Consider the following 8,551-nt stretch of genomic DNA (forward strand, 5'->3'; position numbering starts at 1 on the left):
CCATCGCACTGCGGTGGCCTTTGTTGCGTTACGAGGGATGCCGGCAGCCATAAGGCTTCCAGGATCATCGAAAGGGCTCTGTACACCATGCCCCTGAGGTGCTTGTTCAGTGAATACCCGGCCGGGGAGGTGGGAAGCAGGGTATAGGATTTGTTGAGGCATCAACCACCCCGAAGGTATCCACCGGCCAGGTTTCGAAGGAGAGAGTTCCAAGGCTCTTTCTTGTTCCATGGCCGTATGTCCAATCCTGTTCTGCAGAGAAATCAGAGATGTCGGTGTGGGCATACAACTTGCCTGTCAGCTCGAGGTCTATCAGGATTGCCTGCGAAAAGGGAGGCGCCCAGTATGAGGACGTTGAAGAAACCTATGGTGGATTTGCTGCGCATAACCGACTCCTTTGGTATGATATCCATGGATGGTACCGTACCACAGGAGACCTTGTTTGTCAGCTTTCTTTGTGATTTCGTGTCAGTAAAGCTACCAAGGCAAGGCTGATGCACAGCTGTCCGAGGTCGTATACCGTACCGATCGGCCTGCTCGTCTGCAGCAGCGGAAGGCTGGGCAGGGAGGAGGATGGGTGGTTGCAGACCAAGGCGATGAAGAGGTTGTTCGCTGCATGGATTGCCAGTGCGGTTTCAAACCCTTTGTGTTTCATGCACAAATAGGTGACCACAAAGCCGAAGAGTGCATAGTAGAGGATGACCACCAGGCGGTTTGAGGCGATTGCCACCTCACGGTTCCCGAGGTGGGGGAGTGCAAACACCAGTGCAGAAATCAGGCTGGTGACGATCTGCATGATCGACTTGGTGTCCAAACGGTTAGCGTTGATGGTTCTCACCGGGAGCATGCGGAATACCAATTCCTCGATGCTGGTCTGCAGGGGAGTGAAGAGGAGAACCAAGGGCAGCAGCAAGAGGTAGTTCGATATCGACGAGCCGGCCATCGGTTGGTAGAACTGGGGATTGCTCTGCAGGTCGACGATGAGAAAGAGGGTGGCAGAGGCAAAATAGATGAGAAATGACTTGGTAAACAGTGATGTCTGGAAAGCGTGGTGGTCGGTGACAAGACGCATCAGCGGCTGTTTGAGCAGGAGCTGTCGTGCTGCAAGAAAGCCTCCCGCCATTGCAATAAACGGGGCATTGGCCGTGAGGTAGGGGATGCGCAGCGGTTCGGTCAAGCGGGCAAGCGAAGGTCCCAGCAGCAGCCAGGCAAGTACGGAAAGTACCATCGATAGAGCAAACGCGAGAGGCCTTGGTTCATAGGTATGAGAAGTGTCGTCGCAATTTTGTTGATTTTTCACCGCTTTTTCCATCACACAGGCTCATCCTACACACAATCATGATATACTGCAATGCATGGTGAGCAGTAAACGTTCCTATGTGCAACAAGCATTTGATGAAGGGTTTGTGTGTGTATTTCCCACCGAAGTGGCGGCCCGCTCGTATCTGGTCGACTATGCCTTGCACAGTAAAAACCAGGCGATTCTTTCAGGCCGTGCCATCTCCTTCGATACATTTCGAGCAATGTTCCTTCAGCATGAAGCACACCTTACGCCTTCGAATTCACTGGTCAGGAGCCTGTTCGTGCACCAGGTGCTTGAGCAAGGTCTGCCACTGACCAGCCTGATGAACCCCCGCTATCCAGAGGCACGCAATCGTTTTCTCAGCTATATTGCTTCGATTCTTCCCTCGTTGAAACAGGCCTGTGATGAAGAAGTGCTAAGCCTGCTCGAGCAGGGCATGCAGCGGGACCTGATTCTGCTCTACCAGCAGTACCGGCAGTTTCTGGCCGAGCACGCGCTGTTTGAGCCGCGGTATGCCGAGCCCTCCTTGCCGAATGATTGGGATGCCTCAAAGCGCTATTGCATCCTTTTCTCCGACACGATCAGCGGTTCGGAAGCCCTGTATGCTTCGCTGGGCGCTCCCTCGTGGCTGAGTATGCAGCCGACACCGGCGACAGACCTTGCCACCATGGAGGTTTTCGGCAATCATGTGATGGAGATACGAACGACCCTGCGTAGGATTCGCAGCCTGCTCGGTCGTCAGGTTCCTGCACACTCGATCGTCATCGGTTGTGCCGCCCCGCAAATCCTGCTGCCCGTGCTCGAAGAAGAAGCGGCCTTGTACGATATCCCGCTGGTCATCCGGGAAGGCAGGCAGGCTCTCCAGTATCCCAGCGGCAGGTTCTTGAGCGGTCTTCAAGAGGTGTACGACGACCAGTTCAGCCTGGAAAGCTTGAAATCCCTTTTGCTCGATCCCGACATTCCGTATAAGGACCGGGGCCTGCATCACCGCTTCCTCGCGCGTGCGGTGGACAAGTCAATCGTCCATGGTTCGCTTAAGGCGAAAGATCAGTTCACAGAGATGCTGAAAGACTCAGAGTTGTGCTTCTGGTATCGCTCCTTGAAACAAAGCATTGTTGATATTGTGACAGCAAGCGACATTGAAATGCTCCGGCGAAAACTCAATCACTTCCAGGACACCTATTTCAGAGCCGAGCAGTGGAGGGGGACCGAGGATGAGGACGTATACTCCTTCTGTCTCGATGCCATCGACCATATCAAGGTCGCAATGGAGAAGTGCTCCCTGTCCACGTATCCAAATCTCTTCTCCTATCTGCTCTCCTATCTTCAGACAAAGCCCTACGTCCCCCAACAGCACAAAGAGGGCATCGCCGTCTATGCCTGGCCCCAGGCAGCCCCCCTGATCGCCGACCACCTCTTTTTCTTGGGGCTTGACGGTGAGGCGGCGGCCACCGTCGAGCGGCCGCTGGCCTTCCTTCCCGCCCATATTCATGAAGCCTTGCGGCGGGAGGTCGATACCACCAAGGCAACCTTGCTCTGTGCCTGCATGGGGGATGGATCGGTGACGCTGAGTTGCCACAGCATGCGCTACGAAGGCCACTTGTTGCCGCCATCCATGTTTCTGGAGGAGGATGCGCTGCTTTATCACAGCCATAGCCCAAACCTCTGTGAAGATCCCTACCTGGAGGAACTGCAGCTGTACAAGGAGAGACGGGAGGGTACGGCAGCAGTCCTGCCGAGCCAGAGGAGGTTTTTCCTCCAGGCTCGGAGGACCTCCCTTCGCCTGCGCAAAGACGATTATACCCGCCATCCGATTCCCAGGAAGTTGGTGTCGCAGCTCAAAGAGGAGCGTAGTGGGAGAGCAATGCTTGAGTTGTCTCCCACGAAGATTGATCTCTTTGACAGGTGCCCCTATGCGTTTCTTGCCCATTACCTGTATAAGGTCACCAAAGAAGAGTACGACGTGGAGCGCGTCGACCACCTGATGATCGGCAACCTGCTGCATCTGGTCTATCAACGATTCTTCTCGGAGATCGTCGACTTCAATCCAGCCTTGCTTGGACACTATCGAGAGCGGCTATCCACCTTGTTCGATGACGTGCTCACCGAGCTGTACGGCAGCGAGGGGCCCACCCCCTCGATCCGCAGTTGGATCATTGCTTCGTACCGGGAGGCGGTCGCAGCCATACTCGGGCAGGAGGCAAAGCTGTTCAGCCACACCCGTTCGATACTCTTCGAGCAGGAACTGGCGTACGAGATGGGAGATTTGTATCTGCATGGCCGCATCGACCGCATCATCTGCCTCAATCCTCCAGATGGAAAGCGGTACGTCGTCATCGACTATAAGAAAGGAGAGGCTCCTATGACGAAGCTGAAGACGCCTCTGGAATCCTATCAGCTGCCGCTGTATCGCAACCTGGTCGAGCAGGTGCTGGATGCGCATACGTCGGTTGCAGCGTATTACAGCGTAAAAGAGGGCCGGTACCGATGCCTTTGGACCGACGAGAACAGTGAAGAGGCCCTTTTTGGCGATGAACTGCTGTCAGAGCGCCTGAGTTCACTTGCCGAATCGGTTGAAGCGGGCCATTTCATGGCCACTCCCTCCAAGAAACACTGCAGTGGTTGTGACTATCGCTCCCTCTGCCGAAGGAGGTTTGCAACCCGATGAGCAAGTTCGAAGACTTTTTGGTGCAGAACGAGGCAAGGCTGGATGAGCATCAACTTGAGGCCGTGTATTGTGATCAGAACTGCGTGGTGAGCGCCGGGGCCGGCTCAGGGAAAACCACCGTACTCAGTTACCGCTTTCTTCGCCTTGTCCTGCAAGGCAAGGCCGATGTCAATCAGATTCTTACGCTCACGTTCACCCGCAAGGCGGCCAGGGAGATGCAGCAGAGAATTCACCACCACTTGCTCTCCTTCAGGCACGATCGTGACATTGAGCGCCAGCTTGCGATGTTCAATGAAGCTTCGATTTCCACCCTCGACAGTTTTTGCAGCCAGATTGTGCGAAGCGACTCCATCAGGTACGGCATAGCCCAGGATTTTGTCATCGATGACGAGCAAACCCTGAAAAACACCAGACGGTGTGCCACAGAATTGCTTGATGCATGGCCTCAGTCGGAAGGAGCCAGGATCCTCAGCGGGTTGTACAACCCCGACATCCTGGTCGATGAGGTGCTGGTCACGCTTGCCGGCAATGCATACTGCCTTCCCAAACAGCTTGTTTCAGGTGCCAAAGAGCGTATTCTCTCTGCGGTGCAGTCGGTGTACGAGCAATGCCGGGCGCGGTTTACCGTCCTCTTGGACAGCTATGCGAACCTTACCGATAATTCCAAGACCGTGCAAACGGCCAAGGAATCTGCATTGCTGTTCACATCGGCCCTCCACTCTGCTGACAGCCTTGAGGAGACGCATCGCATCCTGTGCTCGAACCTGGGGTATTTCCGCAAGCCCGGCAATGGAAAGGCCGAGCAGCTGCTGTATATCAAGGAGACGATCGATGAGCTGAACCAGCTGAGGAAACAGCTTTGCATCGCCCTGTCCATTCAGCTGGGTTCCTCACAGCTTGAAGCGGTCCTTTGCTTCATAGAGGAGTTCATTGCGTCCGTTCAGCGGCAGAAACGCCAAAGCGGGGTGCTGACATTCGCCGATGTCGCTTCACTTGCGGTGGACATTCTTGCCAACAACAAGAGCCTGCGCCGATACTACAAGCAAGCCTACAAATATATTATGATCGACGAGTTCCAGGACAACAATGAGCAGCAGAAAGAGTTGCTCTACCTGCTTTCCGAACAGCTGGATCGGGAAGGGGACGGCATCCCCCTTGCCCGGGACCTCAAGACCGACAAGCTCTTTTTCGTCGGGGATGAGAAACAGTCGATCTACCGGTTCCGCGGTTCCGATGTGAGCGTGTTCAAGCGCTTGAGCAGTGAACTGACGGCCAATGGCGGCCGCTATATCCAACTTGCCACCAACTACCGCAGCGAACCGGCCTTGATCCAGTGGTTCAATACGCTCTTTCCTTTGGTGATGCAGAACAACGGGGAGGCGTATGAAGCTGATTTCTCCCCCTTGGGGTATCGCAGTGCATCGCCGGGGGTACAGAGCAGGTGCACCATACTGGTCAAGCCGTACGAGGAAAACTCCGATGAGGATGAGGAGGATGCCGGTGATGCGGATGCTGAAGCCTTTGCCGTCGCATCCTTGATCGATGAGATGCTCAATACCGACTCGTATCTCATTCCTTCACAGGAGGGGCTTCGCAGACCGATGAGCAGTGATATCGCCCTGCTGTTGCGAACCACCAGCAGCCAGCTGAGTTTTGAGAAAGCCCTGCGCAGGTTCTCCATCCCATACACCGTGCAGGCAGCCCGTTCGCTGATGCTCGAAGCCCCGGCCAACGACCTGTATTCGATGCTGCAGCTGCTGCTGTATCCCGATGACCGGCATGCCTATATGACCGTCCTGCGGTCCCCTTTCTGCAATCTCAGCGATTATGCAATGACACAGCTCTCCGATACTGAATTGTTTGAGGCCTCGGAAGCGATCGAAGCCGAGGACCGGGACCGCTTGGATGCTGTTCGTGATGTGTATCAGAACCTGAAACAGGCAAGTGCACATGCGAGCCTGAGCTCCTTGCTTTCCATACTTTGGTACGAAAGCGGGTACTACCTCAGTTTGGTGGCAAAACCCTCCTACCAAGTGTATACTGAACACTATATGTTCCTGCACCGGCTTGCCCAGCTGCACCAGCAGCAAGGAAAGAGCCTGAGCCAATTTGTTGACTTTTTGCGAGACAATCTTGCCCAGAACGAGAAGATCAACGACTTTGAAATACTGAAGGAACAGGAAGAGGGGGTGCAGATACTCTCCATCCACAAGTCCAAAGGCTTGGAATTCCCAATTGTGGTGGTGGCCAATACCGGTTCAAAGGGGAAGGCCGATGTGGATTTGATTTCGACCTACCAAGGAGTTTCCATACCTCACTACCTTGCAACTCCGTACCATGTCAGTGAAACGAAGGAGGCGACGGCCCGCCATGCAGGACAGTTGCTGGATAAGGGGACGGAAGCACAACTCAATCGTGCCGAACTGAAGCGGCTGTTGTATGTAGCCTTGACCAGGGCTCGGACGCATGTGGTATTCAGTGGATGTTTTACCAGGCAGAACCGAACACCGGCAGAGGATGGAGGGGCTTCTACGTTGCTCTTGATGCTCACCCAGGCATTGGGAGTCGATTGCGACGCCCCCTTCCTGCAGCAGGGCATTGTCACCGTACAGGCCATCCCCTCCATACCCGAGTCCTTGCTCTACGACCAGCTCGAGGAGCCGGAGCAGGCCTTTCGTGAGCGCATTGAGTCTGCTTCCTCTTGGTATGAGGTGAAGCAGAGACCCTATGAACTCAGACCGATTCGTTATGCGGTGACTGCCCTGCATGAGATGGTGTATGCAAAAGAGGCCAAGGCTCTGCCTTCCCTCGCTTGTGACTCCTTTCTCGAGGAATCATTGGCGGCAGATTTCGGTACGTTTGTCCACAGGTTGTGCGAGCAACGGGTTCTGGGCCGGGAAGTCGACCCTGCAGCCCTGCTTCCTCCATCCTTGGAGGGAGCGGCGGCCAAGCAGGTGATCGCCGATGCCCTGTCTCTCTGTGATGGCTTTGTTGCAAGCCCGTGGTACAAGCGCGAAGTCGAACCCTATCCGGTTTCCTGCGAGGTGGGATTCTTCTCGCTGGTCGAGCATGAGGGAAGGGCGGTTGCAGCTGAAGGTTCGGTGGACCTGCTGGTCAAGCGGGAGGACCACTATCTGGTGGTCGACTTCAAGACGGATCGGTTCCGTGATGAAGCGGTGTATCGCTTCCAGGTGGAGACGTATATGCAGGCGATGGCTAAAATTTACCAATGCCCTGTCAAAGGTTGTGTAGTCTACCTTCGGGATGTACGGGATATTGTTGTATGGGAGGGAGAAGTCCTATGATGAGAGTTCCGTTTGAGACACTGGTGCATCAGTTCGAGCAGGTGTTGCAGAGTCGCGGCATGCATGAAGAGGATGCGAAGCTCTGTTCGCATCTGGTCGCCGAGACTTCGGCGGAAGGCGTATACACCCATGGTGCCAATCGATTCGCGTTCATGGTCAGGATGATCGACGACGGCTTGATCGATGTAAGGGCAAAGCCGGAGTTGACGGCCTCCTTCGGCGCCCTCGAGCGGTGGGACGGCAAACAAGGGGTGGGCAACCTCAATGCCTACGCTTCGACCAAGCGTGCAATCGAGCTTGCAAAACAGTACACCATCGGCTGTGTCGCCTTGGCCCATACGAATCATTGGATGCGCCCCGGCACCTATGGCCTCATGGCCGCCGAGGCTGACTGCATCGGCATGCTCTGGACCAATACCCTGCCGCTGATGCCCGCCTGGGGCGGCGTTGATGCAAAGGTCGGCAACAATCCCTTGGTACTCTGCATCCCGTGCAAGGATGGTCCCGTCCTTGTAGACGCTGCGATGAGCCTGTTCAGCTACGGCAAGCTGGAGACCTATGCGCGTGAAGGCAGAAGCCTGCCGGTTCCTGGCGGATATGACAGCGAGGGGAACCTTACCACCGACGCCGGGAAGATCCTTGCTTCGAAGCGGCCGCTTCCCATCGGCTTCTGGAAGGGGACCAGCCTCGCCCTCGCCCTCGACCTCATTGTCAGCGTCCTCAGCGGAGGCAATACCACCCGGCAATTGGGCCTGATGGGCAAGGAGACTTCGGTAAGCCAGCTCTTCATGGCCATCTCTCTCTCCTCGCTTCCCGACCGGGATCGAATTGAGGCGGAGATCCATGCAAGCCTTGAGGATATTCAGAAATCCGAGGCAGCGGATGCGGGTGTTTCGGTTCGCTTTCCCGGCCAGATGCGCAGGAAAATCAAAGAGGAAAACCTCAGAGAGGGTATCCCCATCGATGAGAGCGTGTGGCAGGAAATCCTCAATCTTTAGAACATCAAGGGAAAAAGCAGGGTGACGCAGAGAAACCATGCGGCATAGATGGAAAGAAATGCCGCTTGGATTCTTGCTGTCGGCCGGCGCAGCAACAGCGCAAGCACCAAAGCCAAAAGATTGGCGAAGAGCAGGATGTTCTCCGCCAGTACGGCAAGACGGTTCGCACTCAAGCCGTAGGCAAGCAGGCGTGTCCCGATGGCAATGAGGGCGACACTGTCCAGAACCAGTGCAGTAGAAGATGCCATCAGCACCATGATCCGCCAGAAGCGGGAAC

The 8,551-nt window shown here is 55.4% G+C and carries 5 protein-coding genes; 3 read left to right on the forward strand and 2 right to left on the reverse strand.

Annotated features, from left to right (window positions below; all coding sequences use genetic code 11):
- Nucleotides 1–445: 445 nt before the first annotated feature.
- Nucleotides 446–1,228, reverse strand: a complete 783-nt coding sequence (locus B3F49_RS03370; protein WP_293891734.1) for a CPBP family intramembrane glutamic endopeptidase — start codon at nt 1,226–1,228, stop codon at nt 446–448.
- 127 nt (nt 1,229–1,355) lie between these two features.
- Here B3F49_RS03370 and B3F49_RS03375 point away from each other — a divergent pair, with 127 nt between their 5' ends.
- From B3F49_RS03375 to yiaK, 3 genes are read left to right on the forward strand one after another with little or no spacing between them, the layout of a single operon-like run.
- Nucleotides 1,356–3,971, forward strand: a complete 2,616-nt coding sequence (locus B3F49_RS03375) for a PD-(D/E)XK nuclease family protein (protein WP_293908953.1) — start codon at nt 1,356–1,358, stop codon at nt 3,969–3,971.
- Nucleotides 3,968–7,276, forward strand: a complete 3,309-nt coding sequence (locus tag B3F49_RS03380) for a UvrD-helicase domain-containing protein (protein WP_293908955.1) — start codon at nt 3,968–3,970, stop codon at nt 7,274–7,276. Before B3F49_RS03375 ends, B3F49_RS03380 begins: the two co-directional genes overlap by 4 nt.
- Nucleotides 7,273–8,274, forward strand: a complete 1,002-nt coding sequence (gene yiaK / locus B3F49_RS03385; protein WP_293908957.1) for a 3-dehydro-L-gulonate 2-dehydrogenase — start codon at nt 7,273–7,275, stop codon at nt 8,272–8,274. The genes B3F49_RS03380 and yiaK overlap by 4 nt, the downstream gene beginning before the upstream one ends.
- On the opposite strand, the gene B3F49_RS03390 is transcribed toward yiaK, so the two are convergent.
- The coding region (locus B3F49_RS03390) for a hypothetical protein (protein WP_293908959.1) at nt 8,271–8,551 on the reverse strand (281 nt) is incomplete at its 5' end. The genes yiaK and B3F49_RS03390 overlap by 4 nt on opposite strands.

Origin of the sequence: Sphaerochaeta sp. UBA5836, assembly GCF_002432845.1 — a bacterium.
GTDB lineage: Bacteria > Spirochaetota > Spirochaetia > Sphaerochaetales > Sphaerochaetaceae > Sphaerochaeta.